This window comes from Ottowia oryzae (genome assembly GCF_003008535.1).
Classification (GTDB): Bacteria; Pseudomonadota; Gammaproteobacteria; order Burkholderiales; family Burkholderiaceae_C; genus Ottowia; species Ottowia oryzae.
The window spans coordinates 2902419-2922494 of sequence record NZ_CP027666.1; the positions used below are offsets into that span (position 1 = coordinate 2902419).

Sequence of the window (20076 nt, forward strand, 5' to 3'; positions counted from 1 at the left end):
GGAGGCCTTTTTTGCTTAGGACCACCTCAAAACACCGCCGGTTGCGGGCGGTATTCCGGCACCCGCTCCTGCAGCCAGTGGCGCAGCGCCTGCGGCGTGGGTGAAGGCCCCGCCTGGGCCAGCCAGGCCTCGACCTGCCCCAGCGCATCCGCCTGCGAAGGCGCGACCTGCGCCACGCGCAGCTTGGGGTGCGGCGTGGGCGCGGTGGTTTCGTCGTCGGCCAGCAGTTCTTCAAACAGCTTTTCACCCGGGCGCAGGCCGGTGAAGGCGATGGGGATGTCCGCCTCGGTCTTGCCAGACAGTCGGATCATCATGCGGGCCAGCTCGACTATCTTGACCGGCTCACCCATGTCCAGCACGAAGATCTGGCCGGTCTGCCCCATCAGCCCTGCCTGCAGCACCAGCTGCGTCGCCTCGGGGATGGTCATGAAGTAGCGCACGATGTCTGGGTGCGTCACGGTCAGCGGGCCGCCGCGCGCCAGTTGCGCCTCAAACAGCGGCACGACCGAGCCGCTGGAGCCCAGCACGTTGCCAAAGCGCACGGCAATAAACCGCGTTGCCGGGAAGGTCTGCGCCACCGCCTGCACCACCTGCTCGGCCACGCGCTTGCTGGCGCCCATCACGTTGGTGGGGTTGACGGCCTTGTCGGTTGAAATCAGCACGAAGCGCGCCGCGCCCACTTCGCCGGCCACCGTGGCCGCGTTCAAGGTGCCCAGCACATTGGTGCGCAGCGCCTCGATCTCGTTGTCGGTCTCCATCAGCGGCACGTGCTTGTACGCGGCCGCGTGCAGCACCACGTTGGGCCGGTGGCGGTGCGCGATGGCGCGCAGGCGATCCAGCTCGCGCACGTTGGCGGTGTAGTAACTGACGGCCATGCCGGGGTGCGACTGGCGCAGCTGCTGCTCGAGCTGGTACACCGCGAACTCGGACACATCCACGCAAACCAGCCGCGCCACGCCAAAGCGCGCCACCTGGCGGCAAAGCTCAGAGCCGATGGAGCCGCCCGCGCCCGTGACCAGCACGGTCTGGCCCGTCAGCAGCTGCGACAAGCCCTGCGCATCCAGCTGCACGGGCACGCGGCCCAGCAGGTCTTCCAGCCGCACGCTGCGCGGGCGGCCAACGGCGTCCGGGCCCAGCATTTCTTCGGCCGTGGGCAGCGTCAGCAGGTTCAGGCCCAGCCCGCTGGAGCGCAGCAGCATTTCGCGCCGCAACTCGGCCCCCGGCGCGCCCGCCAGCAGCAGCGTGGTCACGCCGTGCTGGCGCGCCACCTCGTCCAGCACCTCGGCGCCGCCCAGCACGGGCACACCTTGCAGCGTGCGCCCCACGTCGGCCGCGCTGGGCGCGACGATACCGACCACCTGCCAGCCCGCCACGCCCTTGAGCGCGCGCAAGGCGTGGTCCGCCTCGGGCAAAGTGCCCACGACCAGCAAGGGCTGCTGCGCCGCCGCACCCGCCAGCTGCGCCTGGGGGCGCTCTTTGAGCGTGCGCCACGTCGCGCGGCTGCCCGCCAGCAGCATCAGCGTGAGCAGGGGCCAGATCAGCAGTACCGAGCGCGGGAAACCGTCGATGCGCAGGCCCATCACCACCGCAATCGTCAGCAAGCCGCCCACCGCCACGCCCAAGGCCAGTTGCCGCAAGTCGGCCAGGCTGACGTAGCGCCAGGACTGGCGCGGCACGCGCAGCAGCACCAGCCCGGCGGCCATGCAGACGGCCGCCGGCAGCGTGGTAGCCAAGGCTTCTTGCCGGTATGGCGAAGGAATGCCCAGGTTGAAGCGCAGCCAGAACGCCGCCCACCAGCCGAACACAATCAGCGGTAAATCGACCAGCCAGTTCTGGCTGACGATCAGGCTGCGCCAGCCTTTCAGCACTGCGACACCCCAGCCGGCTGGGCGTTGGCAACGGAACGGATCGCTATGACAAAGATAGCTGTCAGCGCTGATGGGGCGGGCGCTGGAAGGCAGTTTTTCATGAAATTAAGTTCAGCGCACCAGCGCCTTCAAGGTGTCCCAGAGGATGCGCAGATCCCCCGCCACACTGTGCCGCGCTACGTACGCCAGGTAATAGCGCTGCTTGACCGGCATGATATGCGCCACGTAGGCGGCCGCCGGATCGGCCGCGCCAGCGAGGATGCGCTCTTCGTCCCGGAATTCAATCGCCGCGCGGTCGGTAATGCCGGGGCGCACTGAGAGGATCTGCGCCCTTGCCTCGGCAGGGTACAGCGCCATGTAGTGCGACACCTCAGGGCGCGGGCCCACCAGGCTCATGTCGCCCTTGAGCACGTCGATCAGTTGCGGCAGCTCGTCCAGCTTGGTGCGCCGCAGCCAGCGCCCAGCGCGCGTCACCCGCGTATCGCCCGCCACGGTGACCTGCGGCCCACTGCCGTCATGCACGCGCATCGTGCGGAACTTGTGGATGCGAAACACCTTGCCGCCGCGCCCCACGCGTTGCTGGCGGTACAGGGCGGGCCCAGGCGAATCCAGGCGCACCCAGAGCGCAATGCACAGCATGGCCGGCGCCAGGATGGCCAGCGCAGGCGCGGCCAGCGCAACGTCCATCGCGCGCTTGGCGAAACCGGGGCTCGCCGTGGTCACGTTGGCCTTTCGCAGCAGCGCTGAAGCCGCCCCATGAAGCGCGACAGCACCACGCAGGACACGCGGCGGGCGCAACTTGGCGGCTGCCGACGCACCAACCGCACGGCGCCAAGCCCGCTGCGCCTTTGGCCGCGCACTTTGGGTCAGCGCAGAATTGCGCTCAGCTCGGCGATGACGCGGGTCTGGTCGTCGTCCGTCATCGTCGTGTACAGCGGGATGCTGATCATCCGCTCGAAAGCCTTGTCGGCCACGGGATAGTCTTCAGCCCGCAGGCTGTAGCGATCACGCCAGTAAGGCTGACGGTGCAGCGGCAGGTAGTGCACGCTGGTGCCAATGCCCGCGTCGCTGAGCCGCTGGATGACCTCATCGCGCGTGACACGGGCGTCGTCCGACAGGCGCACCACGTACATGTGCCAGGCGTGCTTCTCGCCCGGTGGCGCGTCGGCCGGCAGGACCAGCGGCAGGTCGCGCAATTCACGCATGTAGCGCGCCGCCAACTGCTGGCGCCGCGCCAGGAACGCGGGCAGGCGCTGCAACTGAACCCGGCCCACGGCAGAAGCCATGTCGGTCATGTTGTACTTGAAGCCGGGCGCCACGATCTCGTAGTGCCACGCAGGCTTGGTGCTGGTGAAGCGGTCAAACGCGTCGCGGCTGATGCCGTGCAAACGCATGACGCGCATGCGCGCTGCCAGCGCCTCGTCGCGCGTGATCACCATGCCGCCCTCGCCGGTCGTCATGGTTTTGTTGGCGTAAAAGCTGAACACCGTCGCCGCGCTGGGCAGCGTGCCGATGGTCGCGCCCTTGTACGTGGTGGGCAGCGAGTGGGCCGCGTCTTCAACCACCTTCAGGCCGTGGCGCTGGGCCACGGCGTAGATCGCCTCCATGTCGCAGGCCAGACCGCTGTAATGCACGGGCAGGATGGCCTTGGTCCGCGGGGTGATGGCCGCTTCCAACGCGGCCGGGTCCATGTTCAGCGTGACCGGGTCCACATCCACCAACACCGCGTCCGCACCCAGGTAGCGGGCGACTTCGACCGTGGCGGTGAAGGTCAGCGTGGGCGCAATCACCTCATCGCCGGGGCCAATGCCGATTGCTTCCAGCGCCAGATGCAGCCCGGCGGTGGCCGAGTTGACCGCCACCGCTTGCAGGCCATCGCCCAGAAATGCGGAAAACTCCTGCTCGAACGCCCGCGTCTCGGCACCGGTCGATAACCAACCCGTGCGCATCACGCGCGCGACGGCGTCGATTTCCGCGTCGCCAACATCTGGCCGCGCAAACGGAATCAATGACTTAGCAGCAGACATCAGAGCAATATCAATCCAAAGAAGGAAAACAGGGCATCAACGCGTGAGTTTTGCAAGCGCGCCCGAGAGGCGTCGCCCGCGGGCCAGGTCGAACAAACCCCGCCACGTCCCGAGGCCGTAACCCAGGTGGTAGGCCGCCACCGCCAGAAAAACACGCGGCGCCAGCGAAACAAACCGTTGGATTTTGCCCCATGACGCAGGCCCGCCCGCGCGAGCGGCTGTGGATGGCCACGCCGCGCCCCCCGATACCCCTAGCACGTACGTCGCATAGACCGCGATCAGGCCAACGAATGGCCACGGCCATGCCCACGCAAGCATGGCTGTCACCACCAACGCAGCCACGAAGACCGCGGGCACCAATTGGCGAACCGATCCGGGCTGACCATGCTTTTTCATCACAAACGGGCGCCAGTAACCGTACTGAACCTGCTGGCGAAACAGATGGCCCAGCGCGTCGCGCGGGCGGTACCACGACCGAATCAGCGCGCTTTGCCACACGCGACCGCCCGTCAGTCGCAGGCGCAGGTTGTGCTCGTCGTCCTGATTGCGCACCAGGGTTTCATCAAACCCACCCACGCGCGCAAAGGTCTGGCGCGGCCAACAGCCCAGGTAGACGGTGTCGGCCTCGCCTTCGTAGGCGACATCGCGCGACAGCGCCCCACCCACCACCCAGCGGCTTTGAAACGCGGCGGCAATGGCCTGCCCCATCGCGCCTTCGCCCCGCGCGACCCACGCACCGCCCACGTTGTCGGCGCTCGTGCGCTGCAGGGCGGCGATGCACTGCGCGACGTAATCCGGCGCGAATTGCGTGTGGACGTCCATGCGCACAATCACCGCGCCGCGTGCACGGGCCAGGCAGGCATTCAAGCCGGTCGAGACGATGCGGCCCGGGTTGGCGACAGGCACCAGCCGCGCGTCCAAAGCGGCGCGCGCCTGAATGCGCTCGCCCGTGCCATCGTCGCTTTCGCCATCGGCCACCAGGATTTCCATGCGCCACCCGGCAGGCAACTGCTGCGCGGTGGCGCTGTCCAGAAACGCATCGATGTGCTCGCGCTCGTTGCGGCACGGCACGACGATGCTCACCAGGCGTTCGTCGCCAGCGCCCTGCAGGCGCGTGCAGTCCGGCACGCCAGGGTCGACATGGTTCGTTCTGCCGGCTTGGCTCATACCACGCCCTCGCGTCGAAGCAGGCGCCGGTACAGCGCATCCATCGCATCCATCTGTGCCCGCCGGTCGCCCTCTTGCGCGATCCGCTCGGCGTTGGCCTGTCCCACCGCCCTCGCCTTTGCGTCGTCGGCCAAAAGCGCTTGCCAGCGTTCGGCCAGCGCGCCCACGTCGCCAGAAGGCACCAGCATGGCAGGCGCCAGCCATTCCCGGTTGGCGGGCAGATCGCTGGCGATCACCGGCAGGCCGCAGGCCATGCTTTCCAGCACGGAAACCGAGGTGGCGTCGCTTTGAGGCACGCTGATGGACAGCTGGCTGCGCGCCAGCACGGCGGCCATGCCGGCGTCGTCCAGCCGACCATGAAAGCGAACGGCGTCTTGTAGACCCAGCCGCTGCACCTGCTCGCGCAGCTGCGCCTCCTGGCTGCCGCCGCCCAGCAAGTGCAGGTGCACCCCGGCGAAGCGCTGGCGCACACGCGCCAGTGCTTCGATGATGGTGTCGATGCGGTAATTGGGCTCCCAGCTGCGCAGGCTGACCGCCGCCAGCGGCTCCTTCTGCGCCCAATCGGCGGGCGCGAAGCGGCCGCGGTCCACGCCCCAATGAATGAGCTTGGCCGGGGTCCGGGGCGCCAGCTGGCGCGACACCGCCAGCAAATCCTGCGAATCGCCGGTGACCAGGTCAGCCTGGCGCAAGGCCCAGGCCGTGAGCCAGCGCAGGGCCGCGTGGCGCCTCGGCGTGACCAGCAGGTCGGTACCCCAGGCCGTCATCACCAGCGGATGGCGCGCAGCGCGCGCGCCCAGGTAGCCGTAGGAGGTGACGTAGTGCGCGTGCACGATGTCGGGCTGCAAGCCTCGGATGGTGACGCGGGCTTCACCCACGCGCCACAGCCAGTCGCTGGAGCGGCGCACCGGCCGCAGCACCTTTTGCGCCACCCCGTCGATAGGCTGCGGGCGCGCGGTGACCAGCGAGACCCGCCAGTCGCGCGCCAGCATCTCGCGCGACCAGCGCTGAACGTGCGGGCTGGTGGCGTCGCCCAGCAGAACCAGGTGCGGCGCAGTCATGGCTTGGCCTCTGCCGCTACCGAGCGCAGCCACGCTTCGTAACCATCTCTCAATTGCGGATGGGCGGCCAGCCACGCCCGATCTGGCTCGCGCGTGTCGCCCACCACGGTGGCCGGGCTGCCCGCCAGCACCGCGAAGTCTGGGAAGCGCCCGCGAACCCGGCTGTGGCTGGCGACCAGCGTGCCGTGGCCCAGCACGGTGCCCGCCTCGATGGTGCTGTGTGGGCCAATGAAGCAGCGCTGGCCGATCTCGATCGGCTGGCGCACGACGGCGCCATCCGACGCGGGCGAGTCGTTGCCCGACAAGGCAGCGGCCGCGCGCACCGCCCGGTGCGTGCTGTGGCTGACGATGCTGACGTAGTTGGTGATTTGCGATCCCCTGCCAATGCGCACACCGGCGCTGGCCTCGATGAAATTGAAGTGACCAATGAACACGTCGTCTTCCAGCACCAGGCGCTCTTCGTGCTCGATGCAGGTCGATGGCGATATGCGCGTGCCCGCCAGCAAAGCGCCGCCGCTGCGTTCGCCAAACACCATGCGAAAGAACACCCAGCGCCACGCGCGCCGACGCAGCCGGTTCACCCATGCGCGCACGCCCGTCATGCCGCACTCCCCTGCCCGGTGGCCGACGCCGTGGCCACAGGCCCCGTCCAATGCGCCAGCCGCCAGAAGTAGTAGCCGAAGTACGGCAGCATGGCGGCCGACACGGCCCAGCCGCCCCCGACCAGCCCGCCCCAGTGCAGGCCCGCGGCCAGCGCCACCGCAAACACCAACTGCCCCACCAGTGCCACGCGAAACGCCCATCGCTGCGCCCCCCAGGCCATGGTCACCACGGCCAGCGGCGCGGCCACAAAGTGCGCGCCGATGTAGGGCGACAAGGCGCGCGCCAATTCGCCCGCCTCGCGCCAGGAAGGGCCGAACACCATGGCGAAAAGCCACGGCCCCGCCAGCACCAGCACCAGCGCCAGGGCCAATGCGCAGGCGCCCAGCAACGCCATCACCTGCCGAACCATTCGGCGCCCTTCAGGCAAGGCCGCTGCGGCCAGGCGCGGGTACAGCGCTTGCGACACGGCGCTGCCGATCAACGTGGCCGGCGCCTTCAGGTACCGCAGGGCCAGGCCCCAAAAGCCAGCGGCCGGGTCGCCCGCCCAGGCAATGATCAAGGCCACGGCCACGGCGTCTTGCGCGGTGCCCAAAAAGGCGTGCGGGCTGTTCACCCAGGCGAAATCCTTGAAGCGGCGTGCCATGGCTTTCATGCGTAAGCGCAGCGCCGCACCGGCTGGTGCCAGCACGTGGCCCCACCCCTGCCGGGGCGCAGGCCGCAACAGGCACGCCAGGGCCAGCCATTGCGCCACCAAGGGCGCCGCCACCAGCGCCCAGGCGCCCTCCACCCCGCTGGGTGCGCCCTGCCACAGCAGCAGCCCAGCCAGCAACTGCAAAAGCGCGCCGCCGCCGTACTGCAACACGCGGCTGATCGCCAAAGCCCTGAACCGCCGCGCCCGGTTGGCCCACAGCATCAACACCTGCAACAGGCCCGCCCCCGCCAATGCCAAGGGCAGCAGCGCCGGCAAGGGCAGCCAGCCCCCGGCGTGCAGCGCCCAGGCCAGCGGTACGCTGATGCCGATGGCCACGAGCAGGACGCGCAAGGCCAGCGCCAGCAGCGCCGCGCCGTCATCCTCGTCCAGCGCCATCGGCAAAGCCTGCTCGTAACGCAGGCTGGCCACCACGGCCAGCGTGGCGGCGATGGTGGTGAACTGGGTGAACACGCCAAACGCCTGGGGCGTGAAAAGGCGCGTCAGCACGGGCCCCAGCAGCAAGGGCAGCAGCTGCGCCAGCGCGCCGCCGGCCAGCAGCGTCAGCGCGTCGGTGGCCAGCGTGGGGCCTGGGCGCTTTGTCAAGCCGCGCACCTCGCGCCCGCCGCCGCGCACGCACGGGCGTGGGCGGTTTTGCGGTAGCAGCGGAAAGACGGGGGCTTAGACATTGAAGGGGCGCCGTGCGCGCCTAAAATTGCGGGTTCTGCCCAAAATCAGGCACAGGATGTGCGGTCAACCGCGATTATCCCGCCGCTTGCCGCGCCACTTTGCGCAACCGGGCCCCGAATCCTTACCAGAACCCCATGAACACCACCGCCACGCCCGCACCGGATGCCGCGCCCGAACAAGATGAGAACAAGCTGATCGCCGAACGGCGCGAGAAGCTCAAGGGTTTGCGCCAAAGCCAGGCGGAAACCGGCGCGGTGGCCTTCCCCAACGATTTCAAGCCCAAAGACCGCGCAGCGCAGCTGCACCAAGCGCATGGCGCTATCGAAAAAGAAGCGTTCGACGCCGACATCGCCGCAGGCAAGCAAGTGCTGGCCAGCGTGGCCGGCCGCATGATGCTCAAACGCGTGATGGGCAAGGCCAGCTTTGCCACGATTCAAGACGCCACCGGCCGCATCCAGGCCTACATCGCCCGCGACGACGTGGGCGAGGCCGACTACGCCGCCTTCAAGCATTGGGACCTGGGCGACATCGTGGCGGTGGAAGGCCACCTGTTCAAAACCAAGACGGGCGAGCTGTCCATCCACGCCACTCGCATCCGCCTGCTGACCAAAAGCCTGCGCCCGCTGCCCGACAAGTTCCACGGCATGCAAGACCAGGAGCTGAAGTACCGCCAGCGCTACGTCGACCTGATCATGGACGAGGCCGCGCGCGAGCGCTTTGCCGCGCGCAGCCGCACGCTGGCGGCCATGCGCGGCTTCATGACCGAGCACGGTTTCATGGAGGTGGAAACCCCCATGCTGCACCCCATTCCGGGCGGCGCCAACGCCAAGCCCTTCGTCACGCACCACAACGCACTCGACCAGCAGATGTACCTGCGCATCGCGCCTGAGCTGTACCTCAAGCGCCTGATCGTCGGTGGCTTCGAGCGCGTGTTCGAGATCAACCGCAGCTTCCGCAACGAAGGCATCAGCGTGCGGCACAACCCCGAATTCACGATGATGGAGTTCTACGCCGCGTACTGGAACTACCAGGACTTGATGACCTACACCGAAGACCTGCTGCGCGCCACCGCGCGCCAGGCCACGGGCGGCCTGCAGTTGCAGTACCAGGGCCGCGCGGTCGATTTGAGCCAGCCCTTCAAGCGCCTGACCATCCGCGAAGCGATTCACGCGCACACCGACATCGGCGCGGGCGTGGACGACGCCGCCGAGCTGATCGCCCGCCTGAAAAAGCTGGGCCTGTCGGAAGACAAGAACAAGCTGTCGCAGCGCAGCCTGCCCGCGCTGCAGGTGATGTACTTTGAAGAAGCGGTGGAATCCGAGCTGTGGGAGCCCACCTTCATCATGGAACACCCCACCGAGATCAGCCCGCTGGCGCGCGCCAACGACCAGCGCCCCGAGGTGACCGAGCGCTTTGAGCTGTACATCACCGGCCGCGAAATGGCCAACGGTTTCAGCGAGCTGAACGACGCCGAAGACCAGGCCGCGCGCTTTCAGGCGCAGGCCAGCGCCAAGGATTCGGGCGACGACGAAGCCATGTTCTACGACGCCGACTTCGTGCGCGCGCTGGAATACGGCATGCCGCCCACCGGCGGCTGCGGCGTGGGCATCGACCGCTTCATGATGCTGCTGACCGACAGCGCCAGCATCCGCGACGTGATCCTCTTCCCGGCGCTGCGGCACGAAAGCAAGTGAACGCGCGCGGTGCGGCCCGGCCGCACCGCTGGCCGCGCCTCGGACAGCCACGGTGCGAAGTTGCGTGAGTCGGCGGCAGCGTTTCAGTGGGCAAGAAGCATCCCGCCCGGCACGCTGCGTGACAAGCATGGGCCTGCGCTGGCTACTTCCAGGCGTGCGTCCGCGATGCTTTCACTATTTTTTTGGAAGCTGCTGGCGCTGGTGCAGCCTGCGCTGGAAGGCGATTTGCCATAAAGGCGTGTGATGCAGCGGCTGGGTTTGTTCGCCGCTGGTCATGAGGCGCCGACGAAGCCCAGCACAGCGTGAAACATCGAAGGCGCGCGTCAGCCGACGCGCTCTGACCGGCCTACCGCGCATCACGCTGCCGATCGCGCCTAGACGGCCACTGCTTACCCACCCCAGCCGCGCGTCGCGCCACACCGCCGCCGGGCCTTGCCTCTATCCTCACCCCATGGAACCCATCAAACCCTACTTGCCCGCCTGGGCTGTTGGCTGGTCGGACGTGATCTGGCCCACGCTGCAGGTGGCCGCCATCGTGGCGGTGGCCTGGGTGCTGCAGGCGCTGATCCGGCGTTTGCTGACCCGGCTGGGCCAGCGCTACCAGCTGCCCGCCAACGTGGTGGCGCCCACGCGCAACCTGGCGCGCTGGGTGATCTACGGCGTGGCGGTGGTGGCGGTGCTCGAGCGCATTGGCGTGTCATCCACCGTGCTGTGGACGGGCATCACCAGCTTCGTGACCGTGGCGGCGGTGGCGTTTTTTGCCGCATGGAGCGTGCTGTCCAACCTGTTCTGCGCGCTGCTGATCTTCACCACCCGGCCGTTTCGCGAAGGCGACGTGGTGGAGGTGATCGACTCGGGCGACAAGCCCGGAATCAAGGGCCGCGTGGTCGACATCCGGTTGATCTACACCGTCATGCAAGACCAAGACGCCGCGCACCCGGGCGCCCTGCTCCAGGTGCCGAACACGCTGTTCTTTCAGAAATCGCTGCGCCGCTGGCGGGCGGGCACCGACTTCCGGGCGCCTGGCGACGGCTGATACGAATCCGCCCTCAAAAATATAAGAACCGTTCGGGCTGAGCCTGGCCTGTCCTGAGCTTGTCGAAGGGTCGAAGCCCTGCGCGGTGCATGCACTTCGACAAGCTCAGTGCGAACGGTTTCTGACGGATTGAACGCAATTTGGCATGAGGCGCCGAATACCAGCTAAATCGACCTGCAGCGCAGTCTGCGCCTGCACTGGCAGCTATCTTTTTTGAAGCCAATCGACCGATCCGCTGGCTGCGCGAAGGCGGACCGTCCCATCCGGCCCCGCGCACCCACCGCTATCCCGATGAGAGCACCCGGCGCACGTCAGACGGGCGCTGGCGTCGGATTGGACTGATGAACCGGCAACGCCCTCGCCGCATCAAGGCCCATCAGGGCGCATTGGAGGCCGCATCGATCAAGGCTTCAGCGCCGCAAAGTCTTCCTCGAAAAACTCCAGCGGGCCGCGCGCTTCGGGCGCGGCGCTGCGTTCGGCCTCTGACCGGCGCATCTGCACGCGCCGGATCTTGCCGCTGATGGTCTTGGGCAGCTCATCGACAAACTGCAGGCGGCGCACGCGCTGGTACGGCGCCAGGCGCGCGCGCGCAAAGCTCAGGATGTCTTCGGCCAGCTCTGGCCCCGGCGCGTGCCCCAGGCCCACGGTGACGTAGGCCTTGGGCACGGCCAGGCGCAGCGCGTCGGGGCTGGGGACGATGGCCACCTCGGTCACGGCGGGGTGCTCGATCAGCACGCTTTCCAGCTCAAACGGGCTGATGCGGTAGTCGCTGGCCTTGAACACATCGTCCGCGCGGCCCACGAAGGTGATGTAGCCGTCGGCGTCGCGCGTGGCGGTGTCGCCGGTGTGGTAGCAGCCCTCGCGCATGACGTTGGTGGTGGCCTGGGCGCTGTCTTCGTAGCCCACCATCAGGCCCAACGGGCGCACGGCCAGGTTCAGGCCCACTTCGCCTTCGTCGGCCGGGTTGTCGTCCACGTCCAGCAACACCACTTCGTAGCCGGGCAAGGGCCGGCCCATGCTGCCGGGCTTGACGGGCTGGCCCGGCGTGTTGCCGATCTGCGCCGTGGTTTCGGTCTGGCCGAAGCCGTCGCGCAACGTCAGGCCCCAGGCCTGTTGCACCTGGTCGATGATTTCGGGGTTCAGCGGCTCGCCCGCGCCCAGCACTTCGCGCAGCGCCAGGCGGGCGGCCCAGGGGCGCAGGTCTTCCTGGATCAACATGCGCCACACGGTGGGTGGCGCGCACAGCGTGGTCACGCGGTGCTGCTCGATGGCTTTGAGCAGCGCGGGCGCCGCAAAACGGCTGTAGTTGAAGATGAAGACGGTGGCGCCCGCGTTCCACGGCGCGAAAAAGCAGCTCCAGGCGTGCTTGGCCCAGCCGGGCGAGCTGATGTTCAGGTGCACGTCGCCGGGCTGCAGGCCGATCCAGTACATGGTGCTGAGGTGCCCCACCGGGTAGCTTTGGTGCGTGTGCAGCACCAGCTTGGGCTTGGACGTGGTGCCGCTGGTGAAATACAGCAGCAGCGGGTCGGTGGCCTGCGTGGGGCCGTCGGGCGTGAAATCGGCCGGCGCAGTGGCGCTGTCGGCGTAGTCGAGCCAACCCGCCACGGGCTGGCCCACGGCGATGCGGGTGAAGCGGCCGCGCAGGTCGGCGAACTTGGGCGCGTGTTCGCTGGCGGCGGCCACGTGGCTCACCTTGCCGCGCGCCAGGCGGTCGGCCAGGTCGTCGGGCGTCAGCATCGGCGTGGCGGGGATCATCACCGCACCCAGCTTGATGCAGGCCAGCATCAGCTCCCACAGGGGCAGCTCATTGCCCATCATCAGCAGAATGCGGTCGCCGCGCTGCACACCTTGCGCGCGCAGCCAGTTGGCCACCTGGCCCGAGCGGGCGCTGAGTTGCGCAAAGCTGCGGCGCACTTCGCTGCCGTCTTCGGCCACGATGTGCAGGGCCGTGGCGTCGTTGCCGCGGGCCATGGCGTCGAAATAGTCCAGCGCCCAGTTGAACTCGGTCAGCGCGGGCCACTGGAAATCGCGGTACGCGGTGGTGTAGTCGGTTCGATGCTTGAGCAGGAAATCCCGCGCCTGGGTGAAGGCGTCGAGCGCAGTGGCGGCCATGCTTGTCTCCGGTCTTGCCTTGGATGGCCCGCCGCCAACGGCGTATGGCGGGCCTTGGCGGCATCGTAGCGCACCCGGCGGTGCGGGCGCCGCGCAGGCAGCGCGGCCGATCACATGTTGAATTTCAATGAACCAAACGGCCTCTGGCGCAGGTGCCACCAGCGCTAGCAGCTATGAAATCAGAAGCACCCAAAACGACACCGCGCGCGGTGGCATGCCAGCGCGCGCGGATGAAGGGGCGCGCCAGAGGCGCCAGCCGATCAGGGGTGCGAGGGGGTGTGCCCGGCCGCGTCGGGCGCGGGCGCTTTCACTTCGCGCCAGCCCACGTCCTGCACGGCGGTGGGCGCCGTGGGGGCAGCGCCGGTGAAGCCGTTGGCGTCGGCGCGCGGCGTGGCGCTGGCGGGCTCAGCCTTGCGCCAGCCCTGGCGGGCCAGGCCGCGCGTCATGTCGCGGTAGCGGCGCCACAGCACGGTGACGGCGGCGGGCCGGCCGGTGAACACGCTAGCGATCAGGCTGGTGACGACCATCACCGCCAGCCACACCAGCAGGCTGAGCGCGAACACCACGCCCATGGTGGCCAGCAGCGTCCAGACCATCAGGCTCATCAGGCGGCCAAAAAAACGCTCGGCAGCATTGCCGGGCGCGGCGGCAGGAGGGGTGAGGTAGCGGTAAGGCATGTCGTTCATGGCATTTTGACGTGAATTGACCTGCAAAGTTCGGCTTTCTGTCACGAAAGCTGGGCTGATCCAGGCTATTACCAAATTGCGTTCAATCCGTCAGAAACCGTTCGCACTGAGCTTGTCGAAGTGCATGCACCGCGCAGGGCTTCGACAGGCTCAGCCCGAACGGTTCTTATATTCTTGAGGGCGGATTCGTATCAGGGAGCAGCCCCAGCGACTGCAGGTACTCGGGCGATCGCATCAGTTCGTCCCAATCTGGCGACGACGTGGCGGGTATCAAGGCCGTGCGGCGCGCGTCGGCGGCGGCGCTGGGGCGCCAGCGGCCGGTCAGCTGGGCTTTGGCCAGCCCGTCGATCACGTCGTCCAGCACGTCGCCGCCTTGCAGCGACTGGTTGCACATCAGCGCCAAGTCGCACCCCGCGTCCAGCGCGGCCAGCACGGCTTCGGTGGGGGTCAGCTGCTGGCCGCCGATGTGGCGCGCGCCTTCCATGGACAGATCGTCGGTGAACACGGCGCCGCCAAAGCCCAGGCGCCCGCGCAGCACGGCCTGCAGCCAGCGCGCCGAATAGCCCGCCGGGCGCGCGTCCACACGCGGGTACACCACGTGCGCGGCCATCACGGCGGTGAGCGTGCTGCGCTGCCAGCCGTAGGGCGCGGCGTCGTCCTGCAGGATGGCGCGCAGCGTGCGCCGGTCGATGGGCACGTGCGTGTGCGAATCGGCCGCCACGTGGCCGTGCCCCGGAAAGTGCTTGCCGCAATGCGCCATGCCCGCGCGCAGCATGCCGTGCGCCACGCTTTTGGCCAGCATGGTCACGACGCGCGGGTCGGCGTGAAAGGCGCGGTCGCCAATCACTGTGCTGCGCGATGGGCCTGGTGCAGCGCCCTGCTCGCTCCAGTCCAGATCCAGCACGGGGGTGAAGGAAAAATCGACCCCGCAGGCGCGCAGCTCAGCCGCCAGCACGTGGCCGCAGGCGCTGGCCGCGTCTTGCGCGCGCATGGGGTCTTGCATCCACAAATCGCCCAGCGCGCGCATGGGCGGCAGGTGGGTGAAGCCATCGGTGCGAAAGCGCTGCACGCGCCCGCCTTCATGGTCCACGCAGATCAGCAGGTCGCGGCGCAGGCGGTGGATGCTGGCCGTGAGCGCCGTCAGCTGTGCGCGGCTTTGCCAGTTGCGCGTGAACAAGATCAAGCCGCCGACCAGCGGGTGCGACAGGCGCCGGCGGTCGTCTGTGGTGAGTTCGGTGCCGGCAATGTCGATGAGCAGGGGCGACTGGATTTCCATGGTGGCGCGGGCCGCGTTGGCCCCTAGAGTGAAGCGGTGCGGCAGTGTAGCCGCTCTCATGTTTTGATAGCTGCTGGCGCACGCCGCACGGGCGCTACAGCTCGATTGGCTTGATAAGACTTGCTCAGGCCGCTGTGCCTGCGCGCTCAACCACGCAGAAGCTGGCCGCGTATTCGCTTTCGTCCGTCACGGTGATGTGCGCCGTCAGGCCCCTGGCTTCAAACCAGGGCTTCAGCTCGCCGTGCAGCACGATCACCGGCTCGCCGCTGGGGCGGTTGGCGATCTCGCACAGCCGCCAGTGCATGGGCAGGCGCATGCCCAGGCCGATGGCCTTGCTGAACGCCTCTTTGGCCGAAAAGCGGGTGGCCAGGTAGCGCACGCCGCGCTCGGGCCAGCGCGCACCGCGGCGGCGCCAGACGGCCAGCTCGGCGTCGGACAGGATTTTTTCGGCAAAGCGCTCGCCATGCCGCTCAAAGCTGGCGCGGATGCGGCGAATGTCGCAAATGTCGGTGCCGATGCCGTAGATCATTTTTACAAGCCAAATCAGCCGCCAGCGCTTGATGGACGGGCGCGAGCAGCTATTGAATCAGGAGTTGTCAAGCGGCTTTGCGCGCCTGCGGCGCGTGGGTCTGGCCGGCACGTCCAGCGGCGCGGCCAGTTGCTGGTACAGGCCAAACAGAAAGGCCACGCGGCTGGCGTCCTCCTTGCCACCCTTGTAGCCGTAGGCGGCATCGACGGCGCGGTCGAGCGCGGCATGGGCGCGGGCGAGTTCGGCGGGCATGGTGTCGGGGTTGTAGAGCAGCGCCATGCTGGCATGCTGGCCGGCCTTGGCGCACAGGTCGAATTCGCGCTGGCGGGCGTCCAGCACGGCCTGGGCTGCGGTTTCGACGGCCTGGCGGTGCTTGTCTGCCAGCGGCTGCGGCCAGGGGTAGTTGTTGTAGACGATGGTGTTGGAGTAGCGGTAGTCGCTTTTCAGCCGCCCGGCCACGGTGCGCATCCAGGCGTTGTGCATGGTGCTGCACAGCATGCCGAAGTGGTACGGGGTGGCGTTGGGGAGCATGAACACCAGATTGCTGGCAATGACCTCGGCCGGCATGTAGCCGATCGGTACGATGCGGCGCCTCTCTGACGAAACGCTTGGAACCAGCAAATACGGCTTGTCCGTCTGACGTATTTCCCCGAACAGATGCGGGGTCTGGGCTAAAAGTTGAGTGGGCACCTTGCTGCTTTGCATACGCATGGCACGCACCGCAGCCAGCCGCCGCTTCAGCTCGGGTGATGCGGCCTTGTCCGCAGAAGTCGCCTCAACCAGCCACAGGCAAAAGCGCGACACGTTGTTGATGAATTCATCCGCCCCCAGAAACGGGGCGATGTAGCGCGCCGCCACCGGATCGGTGGCGCGAATGTGTTCGGCTTCTTCGGCGGACAGCAGCAGGTGCCCGCCATCCGTAGGCTTGCTGCCGTATGACATTTCAGGCACGCCGTCCTGCAGCGGCTTTCGCCGCTTGTCCAGCAGCACGGTGGGGGCATCGACCAGGTAGGGGTTGAGCCGGCTGACCACGCTTTCAACGCCCTCGCCGGCAATGTCGTCGCCGTAATCGAACACGCGCACGGGCTGCGCGGGCGGGCACAGGGCAAAACCGATGATGACGCAATGCACGGCGGCCACGCCGCGCCCTTCGTTGCTCCACTTGAAGGTGCGGTGCGCAAAGTGGATGTGCGCGCCCATCGGCAGCAGCAGCGACCACAGGGCGGCCACCTGCTCGCCCTGGCTGATGCTGTTGGTGGACACAAAGGCCGTGTGCACAAGCGGGTTGGCCTGCATGTAGTGCGCGGCCTTGAGGTACCAGGCCGCCACGTAGTCCAGCACGCCCACGCCCTTGGTGTTGCCGTATACCGCTTCCAGGTCTTCCTTCTGCGCCCTGGTCTGGTTGCTGTAGCCCACAAACGGCGGATTGCCCACGATGTAGCTGCAGTCGCCCGGCGCCAGCACGTCGGCCCAGTCCACGCGCAGGGCGTTGGCGTGGCGGATATGCGGGCTGTGCACCAGGGGCACGCTGGGGCGGGTGCTGCCGAACAGGCTGGCGGCCTCCAGGTTCATCTGGTGGTCGGTGATCCACAGGGCCACCTGGGCGATGTGGGCGGCGCTCTGGTCGATTTCGATGCCGTAGAACTGGTCGACGTTGACGCGGCTGAGGGTGCCGATGTCGAGCAGGCCGCGGCTTTGCCCGCCTTTGCTGAACAGGCGCTCGATGAGGGCCATCTCCAGCCGCCGCAGCTCGCGGTAGGCGATGACGAGAAAGTTGCCGCAGCCGCAGGCGGGGTCTAGCACGCGGATGCGGGGCAGCTTGTCGTACAGCGCCTGCAGGCGCGCGCGGCTGCTGCCAGCGGCGTGCAGTTGGGCGCGCAGGCCGTCCATGAACAGGGGGTTGATGGCGCGCAGGATGTTGCGCTCGGACGTGTAGTGCGCGCCCAGCTCGCGGCGGCTGGCGGTGCGGCTCTGGTCGGGGGTCTGCTGTTCGAGCACGCCCTGGAACATGGCGCCGAAGATGGCGGGCGAGATGCCGGACCAGTCGAGCCGCACGCAGTCCAGCAGCAGCTGGCGCAGGGTGCTGTCGAAGGCGGGGATGCGGGTGCGCCCGGCAAAGAGCTGGCCGTTGACCCAGGCGAAGGCAGCCAGGGCTTCGTCGAGCAGGCGGCTGCGCTGGGCGGGGGCGGTGTCGAGCACCTCGAACAATTCGGCCAGGGTGGCGCCCAGGTCTTTGCCGTCGTCTCGGGTGGCTTCGATGAGGCGGCGGAACTGGCCGTCGTCGCCAAAGATGGCGGTGTCGTCGGCGAACAGGCAGAACAGCAGGCGGGTGAGGAAGGTTTCGAGGTCGCGCCCGGTGAAGTTGCTGCGCAGCAGGGCGTCGTGCAGCGCGGCCATTTGCTCGGCGGCGCGGCGGTCGGCCTCGGTTTCTTCGGTGATGACGGGCGGGGTGTCGTCGGTGAGAAAGCGGAACCACTCGGCGTGCCGGGGCAGCTCGGCCAGGGTGCAGGTGTGCTGCGCGTCCTGCGCCAGGTCGAACAGGGCGAAGCGGCCAAAGTCGTGCAGCAGCACGTAGCGCGGCTGCTGGTGCGGCGGGCAGGCCCAGCGGTAGGCTTCGGCCTGCTGGCGGGCTTTTTTGAGGTCTTTGCCCAGGCTTTTGCCTTCGACGATGACTTTGCCGGGGATGAAGCCATCCATGTAGCCGGTGCCGCCGTCGGCCAGGGTGACACGGTATTCGCGCTGGTACTGGTGCGCGGCAATGCCGAAGCAGGCCAGAAAGTCGGCGGTGAAGAGCTTTTCGTCGGCGCGTTCGCTGCTGGTGCCCTGCCATTGGTGGGCAAAGGCAGCGAGCCGTTTTCGCAGTTCGTTGGTGGTGAGGCGGGTGGCGGCTCTGGCGGGCATGGACTTGGAACGAAAATGGCCGCCAGCGCTTTGCTGGCAAGCGTTGGAAGCTATTTATTCAGGATCAATCAGGCGCGGCCCATGCAGCGCAGGTACGCCAGCACGGTGTCGGCGTAGCCCAGCTCCAGCGCATCGGCGATGAAGGCGTGGCCGATGGACACTTCGGCCACGCCCGGCACTTGCTCCAGGAAGTGGCCCAGGTTGTCGCGGTTCAGGTCGTGCCCGGCGTTGACGCCCAGGCCCGCGTCCAGTGCGGCGCGCGCGGCATGGGCGTAGCGCGCGATCTGCTCGGCGCGCTGCGCGGGGTCGGCGTAGGCGGCGGCGTAGGGCTCGGTGTACAGCTCGACGCGGTCGGCGCCCAGCTCGCGCGCCCAGGGCATCAGCGCGGCGTCGGCATCCATGAACAGGCTGACGCGCACGCCCAGCGCGCGCGCCTCGGCGATCAGCGGCGCGATGCGGGCGCGGGCGGCGGCGTCGGCCAAGGGCCAGCCGTGGTCGCTGGTGAACTGGTCTTCGCCATCGGGCACAAAGGTGCATTGCGTGGGTGCCTGGCCGCGCGCCGCCAGATCGCGCAGGAAACCCATCAGGTTCTGCGTGGGGTTGCCTTCGATGTTGTATTCGCGCCCCGGCCAGCCTTGCAGCAACTCAGCCAGCTCGAAAACGTCGCGCGGGCGGATGTGGCGCTCATCGGGGCGCGGGTGCACGGTGATGCCGTTCGCGCCCGCGCGCAGGCACTGCTCGGCCGCGCGCAGCACGCTGGGAATACCCAGGTGGCGCGTGTTGCGCACCAGGGCGACCTTGTTGACGTTGACGGAAAGCTGGGTGGTGTGGGTCACGGCGGTATTACGGCAGGGGTGCGGCGCCCTTGGACCGGCTGGACGGCGCCTGCAGCGATTGCAAATCCATCATCAGCTGCCGCGTGCGCAGCGTGCCGACGCCGCAATGGTAGTGGAGCAGCTCGCGCAGTTGCTGGCGCAGGTGGGCACGCTGCTCGCCGGGCAGCGCCGCGGCCGCCTGCAGCGTGGCGGTGAGCGGCGCCTCATCGGCCAGCGCGCGGCTGAGCGACAGCCACTGCGCGCCCAGCAGCCAGGCGCCGTCGTCGTCGTGCGCGGCGCGCAGGCCGCCTTCGGCGACCAGGCGGTAGGGCTGGTCGCCCTTCAACGCGCCCAGCGTCAGGGTTTGCACGTCGAGCGCGGGCAGATGGCCCGCCTCACGCAGCACCAGCAGCTCGAAAGCGCGCAGCGCGGCCGCGACCAGCGATTCGCCCTCTTGCGCGGCCAGCACGTGCACCAGCGTGGCGTAGGCGTCGAACAGGCGCGGGTGCGCGTCTTCGCGCGCCAACAGGCGGATGAGCAGCTCGTTGGCGTAGTAGCCCGACAGCAGCGCCTCGCCCGTGGGCATGACCTGGCCGCCGCCCCATTCCGCGCTTTTCAGCGTGCGAATCTCGGCATCGCCGCTCCAGCTCAGCGAGAGCTGCTGCAAAGGCAATAGCACCGGGCGAAAGTTGGACGAAGGCCGCTTGGCCCCCTTGGCCACCAGCGCGATGCGCCCGTGCGAGCGGGTGAAGGCTTCCACGATCACGCTGGATTCGCTCCAGTCGTAGTGGTGCAGCACGTAAGCCGGTTCGTGCGAAACGCGCTTCAGCTCAGGCTCCGACGGTGGGGCCAGCGACCGATGGCATCACCAAGACCTGGCGGACGCCGAGTGCGCGGGACTTGGTTGATCGGCCCTGGCCGACGCA

Annotated in this window: 16 protein-coding genes; 2 read left to right on the forward strand and 14 right to left on the reverse strand. The window is 68.2% G+C overall.

Translation table 11 applies throughout. The annotated features are described in order from the left end of the window. Positions 1–26: 26 nt before the first annotated feature. The 7 genes from C6570_RS13220 to C6570_RS13250 all read right to left on the reverse strand — a co-directional run bounded on the left by C6570_RS13220 (position 27) and on the right by C6570_RS13250 (position 8017). Positions 27–1868 carry a polysaccharide biosynthesis protein gene (locus C6570_RS13220; RefSeq protein WP_245896193.1) on the reverse strand — a complete coding sequence of 614 codons (1842 nt, stop codon included), beginning with the start codon at positions 1866–1868 and terminating at the stop codon, positions 27–29. Between the two features lie 111 nt (positions 1869–1979). Then, positions 1980–2591, reverse strand: coding sequence for a sugar transferase (locus C6570_RS13225; protein ID WP_342747932.1), 612 nt, complete (start codon positions 2589–2591; stop codon positions 1980–1982). A gap of 143 nt (positions 2592–2734) precedes the next feature. After that, a complete protein-coding gene (locus C6570_RS13230; RefSeq protein ID WP_106703634.1) occupies positions 2735–3895 on the reverse strand; it encodes a DegT/DnrJ/EryC1/StrS family aminotransferase in 1161 nt (386 codons plus the stop codon). 36 nt (positions 3896–3931) lie between these two features. After that, the gene (locus C6570_RS13235) at positions 3932–5062 is read right to left on the reverse strand and encodes a glycosyltransferase family 2 protein (RefSeq protein ID WP_106703635.1); all 1131 of its coding nucleotides are present in this window, start codon (positions 5060–5062) and stop codon (positions 3932–3934) included. Beyond that, the gene (locus C6570_RS13240; protein ID WP_106703636.1) at positions 5059–6120 is read right to left on the reverse strand and encodes a glycosyltransferase; all 1062 of its coding nucleotides are present in this window, start codon (positions 6118–6120) and stop codon (positions 5059–5061) included. Before C6570_RS13240 ends, C6570_RS13235 begins: the two co-directional genes overlap by 4 nt. After that, positions 6117–6722: an acyltransferase gene (locus tag C6570_RS13245; RefSeq protein WP_342747933.1), complete on the reverse strand. Its 606-nt coding sequence runs from the start codon at positions 6720–6722 to the stop codon at positions 6117–6119. The genes C6570_RS13240 and C6570_RS13245 overlap by 4 nt, the downstream gene beginning before the upstream one ends. Next, a complete protein-coding gene (locus C6570_RS13250) occupies positions 6719–8017 on the reverse strand; it encodes a lipopolysaccharide biosynthesis protein (RefSeq protein ID WP_245896194.1) in 1299 nt (432 codons plus the stop codon). Before C6570_RS13250 ends, C6570_RS13245 begins: the two co-directional genes overlap by 4 nt. 218 nt (positions 8018–8235) lie before the next feature. Between C6570_RS13250 and lysS the strand changes: the two genes are divergently transcribed. Beyond that, a complete protein-coding gene (gene lysS, locus C6570_RS13255; RefSeq protein WP_106703637.1) occupies positions 8236–9795 on the forward strand; it encodes a lysine--tRNA ligase in 1560 nt (519 codons plus the stop codon). 451 nt (positions 9796–10246) lie between these two features. Next, positions 10247–10831 (forward strand): mechanosensitive ion channel family protein, encoded by a 585-nt coding sequence (locus C6570_RS13260; protein ID WP_106703638.1) that lies wholly within the window; start codon positions 10247–10249, stop codon positions 10829–10831. A 402-nt stretch (positions 10832–11233) separates the two neighbouring features. Here the strand turns inward: C6570_RS13260 and C6570_RS13265 are convergent, their stop codons facing one another. From C6570_RS13265 to recO, 7 genes are all read right to left on the reverse strand, one after another. Then, positions 11234–12943, reverse strand: a complete 1710-nt coding sequence (locus C6570_RS13265; protein ID WP_106703639.1) for an AMP-binding protein — start codon at positions 12941–12943, stop codon at positions 11234–11236. A 260-nt stretch (positions 12944–13203) separates the two neighbouring features. After that, on the reverse strand, positions 13204–13629 hold the full coding sequence (locus tag C6570_RS13270) for a hypothetical protein (RefSeq protein ID WP_106703640.1): 426 nt from the start codon (positions 13627–13629) through the stop codon (positions 13204–13206). A 166-nt stretch (positions 13630–13795) separates the two neighbouring features. After that, a complete protein-coding gene (gene nagZ / locus C6570_RS13275) occupies positions 13796–14905 on the reverse strand; it encodes a beta-N-acetylhexosaminidase (RefSeq protein WP_106703641.1) in 1110 nt (369 codons plus the stop codon). A 124-nt stretch (positions 14906–15029) separates the two neighbouring features. Beyond that, the gene (gene acpS / locus C6570_RS13280; RefSeq protein WP_106703642.1) at positions 15030–15434 is read right to left on the reverse strand and encodes a holo-ACP synthase; all 405 of its coding nucleotides are present in this window, start codon (positions 15432–15434) and stop codon (positions 15030–15032) included. A gap of 57 nt (positions 15435–15491) precedes the next feature. Next, positions 15492–18335, reverse strand: a complete 2844-nt coding sequence (locus C6570_RS13285; protein ID WP_106703643.1) for a class I SAM-dependent DNA methyltransferase — start codon at positions 18333–18335, stop codon at positions 15492–15494. Positions 18336–18403: 68 nt separating this feature from the next. After that, a complete protein-coding gene (locus C6570_RS13290; RefSeq protein WP_106703644.1) occupies positions 18404–19171 on the reverse strand; it encodes a pyridoxine 5'-phosphate synthase in 768 nt (255 codons plus the stop codon). A 7-nt stretch (positions 19172–19178) separates the two neighbouring features. Beyond that, entirely contained in the window at positions 19179–19979 is an 801-nt protein-coding gene (recO, locus tag C6570_RS13295; protein WP_106703645.1) for a DNA repair protein RecO, read from the reverse strand. Between the last annotated feature and the right edge of the window lie 97 nt (positions 19980–20076).

What these genes read in the sequence shown, in the direction of transcription:
- C6570_RS13240 (WP_106703636.1), bottom strand. Translation starts at nt 6,120, where the DNA reads ATGACTGCGCCGCACCTGGTTCTGCTGGGCGACGCCACCAGCCCGCAC.
- C6570_RS13270 (WP_106703640.1), bottom strand. Translation starts at nt 13,629, where the DNA reads ATGAACGACATGCCTTACCGCTACCTCACCCCTCCTGCCGCCGCGCCC.
- C6570_RS13285 (WP_106703643.1), bottom strand. Translation starts at nt 18,335, where the DNA reads ATGCCCGCCAGAGCCGCCACCCGCCTCACCACCAACGAACTGCGAAAA.
- C6570_RS13265 (WP_106703639.1), bottom strand. Translation starts at nt 12,943, where the DNA reads ATGGCCGCCACTGCGCTCGACGCCTTCACCCAGGCGCGGGATTTCCTG.
- C6570_RS13230 (WP_106703634.1), bottom strand. Translation starts at nt 3,895, where the DNA reads ATGTCTGCTGCTAAGTCATTGATTCCGTTTGCGCGGCCAGATGTTGGC.
- lysS (WP_106703637.1), top strand. Translation starts at nt 8,236, where the DNA reads ATGAACACCACCGCCACGCCCGCACCGGATGCCGCGCCCGAACAAGAT.
- C6570_RS13235 (WP_106703635.1), bottom strand. Translation starts at nt 5,062, where the DNA reads ATGAGCCAAGCCGGCAGAACGAACCATGTCGACCCTGGCGTGCCGGAC.
- C6570_RS13260 (WP_106703638.1), top strand. Translation starts at nt 10,247, where the DNA reads ATGGAACCCATCAAACCCTACTTGCCCGCCTGGGCTGTTGGCTGGTCG.
- nagZ (WP_106703641.1), bottom strand. Translation starts at nt 14,905, where the DNA reads ATGGAAATCCAGTCGCCCCTGCTCATCGACATTGCCGGCACCGAACTC.
- acpS (WP_106703642.1), bottom strand. Translation starts at nt 15,434, where the DNA reads ATGATCTACGGCATCGGCACCGACATTTGCGACATTCGCCGCATCCGC.
- C6570_RS13245 (WP_342747933.1), bottom strand. Translation starts at nt 6,722, where the DNA reads ATGACGGGCGTGCGCGCATGGGTGAACCGGCTGCGTCGGCGCGCGTGG.